We start from the raw sequence: 2,104 nt of genomic DNA, 5'->3' as shown, positions 1-2,104 counted from the left end.
GCTCCGTCGCCTCGATCAGGGGCGCCAGCAAGGGCTGAAGCCGCTTACCGCAAATCCGATCCGAGGCCTCCCAGGCCATCACAAGCGCGGCCCGCACGTCCTCGCCATGCGCCCATCGTCCCGTCTGTGACGAGCAAACTCCGGCCAGCGTGGACCACATTCCATTTGAGCACATCGTCTATAAGAAATACCTCGAGACGACCCTCAAGAACATAGAAGCACTCGGGATCGATATGACTTTGCAGGGGAACAAGTCTGCCCGCCCCAATGCGCGTTCGATAGAGAACAGTGTCGCCAAGCGTGGTGCCCGTTCGCGCGAATATCTCGAAACGAGCGTCGACCATATCGATCATGTCGTCGAATTCGACTTCCTCAACCATGAACTTCCCCGAGTTTCTCGTTGTTCGATGCGGCGCACCTACATACCAGGCGATGGCGAGGAAGATCGTCGGGCTGCCACGTGATCCATCTCGCGCCGGGACAGTTCCGCGTCAATCCGGAGGCTACGGAGATGCGCCTCCCGGTTGGACAAGGGTCCGGTGAGGGTTGTCTCGGCCGCCGCGATCGCGCCGTCGAGCGAGGCGATGAGTGCCGGGATGCTTTTGCGCACTGCCTCGGCCTGCATTCGGTCACGGGCTTCTCGGCCAAGATTGCGACCCTGGAGCTCCATCTTCTCTACGCGATGTCCAGCCGCCATGAATGACCGCACTGCCAACTCGCGGTCCTCACGAGCCGCCTGCATCAGGTCCATGCCGAGCGCCTTGTAGGGTTTGGCGGCCATGTCCTCGGCCACCTTGGACCACATGTCCTCGGCCTTGATCGGCGTCAGGTCACCCAACGCGCGCCGGCTGCGAACGGCGTCGAAGGTCGCCACATCCGAAATCATCGTCCAAGTAGTTCCACGCGCCCGACTTTCCGCCACGTAGGCTGTGAACCCGGTCATACCGGCGGTGCCGCGGGGCAGGGCGTTGATGTGCTCGTCCGAGGTGATCCCCTGCGCGGCGTCGATCGTCATGGCATGCCCGAAGCCGACCAGAAGCCGCCCTGTCGCCTTGTGCTCGAGGCGCTTCCACTCGACCTCGCCCAGGCGCCCGGCCTTGTCGCGCAACACCAAGCCGTTCGCCATGCGGCCCACCACCTCGACGATATCGCCATTGTTGCCGATCGAGCCGCCTTTGCCGTTGATCTTGGCCCAGGTCCGCCGGAACAGCCGGAGCTTGTCGCCTGTCGCGATAGGGATGGCATAGTGTTCGCCGCGCTGATCGATCGCCTCATAGACCTGCTCGTCATTGCGAAGCTCGCCGCGTACCTTCATCCGGTCGCGGATGGCGCGGCTCAGGTCGGCAGTGTCGGTGTTGGTCGGCGCCGAGACCGTGATGCCGCCCTTTGACCCAGCCGCTGTGAGGGCGTCCCGCCGCGTCATGTAGAAATCGGCGATCCGGCCGATGACCTGATCCTGGTCGCCGCCGATAAAGCGAGCGGTGCCGTCCTGGCGCTTCATGGCAAGGGCTTTCTCGACTTCGCCAAGATGATGGTTTCGTCGCTCCTCGGCTTCCAGATCGGACTGGGCATTGGCAAGGTGCGGCCCACTGATCTTCCGTCCACGGCGTTTTTGGGCAAGCAAGTCCAGAGAATCGCGGTCAGGCTCGGTTCCCCGGAACAGGCCCGCGATCATCCGCAGGCGACGCGTCTCGGATGCGTTGCGCCCCTTCTGGCGGACGGTGCTGAGCAGCTCGGCCTGGGCCTCTTTGGGCAGCGCCCGCCGCAGGATCTCAATGGCATCGCCCGCCTCGACTGACTGCGCCTGCTCCCGGTCGCCCAAGGCCTTGATGGTCAGGCCGGTCGTGCGCTGCAGCTGGAGCAGAGCAAGCATGGCACGTGGCGCGACCTGGCTGATTTCGTCGATCACCAGGACCGTGTTGCGGCTGGCGGCGAGCTCGCCGCTCTCGATCGCCTTCAGGAGCGGGTCCATAGCGAGCGTTTGATCAATGCCCGCATCCTTAAGCGCGTCTGCCTGCTTCCAGCCCGTCGCCAGTCCGACAACTTCCCGACCACCCACATCGAAGCGCGTGTCTGCCTTCCAGGCCTCGACCAAAGGCTTGAC

General features: G+C 63.9%; 2 protein-coding genes. One reads left to right on the top strand and one right to left on the bottom strand.

Annotation, left to right across the window (positions count from 1 at the left end; translation table 11 throughout):
* Positions 1-149 precede the first annotated feature (149 nt).
* Complete coding sequence (locus GSQ92_RS26835; RefSeq protein WP_159014619.1) at positions 150-464, top strand: hypothetical protein; 315 nt, start codon at positions 150-152, stop codon at positions 462-464.
* On the opposite strand, the gene GSQ92_RS31260 is transcribed toward GSQ92_RS26835, so the two are convergent.
* Positions 419-2,104: AAA family ATPase (locus GSQ92_RS31260; RefSeq protein WP_254066711.1), on the bottom strand; the 1,686-nt coding region annotated here is incomplete at its 5' end. The two genes, GSQ92_RS26835 and GSQ92_RS31260, sit on opposite strands and share 46 nt — an antisense overlap.

The organism is Acidisoma sp. S159 (genome assembly GCF_009766125.1).
Lineage (GTDB): Bacteria > Pseudomonadota > Alphaproteobacteria > Acetobacterales > Acetobacteraceae > Acidisoma.
This window is presented reverse-complemented; position numbering and strand designations above follow the sequence as displayed.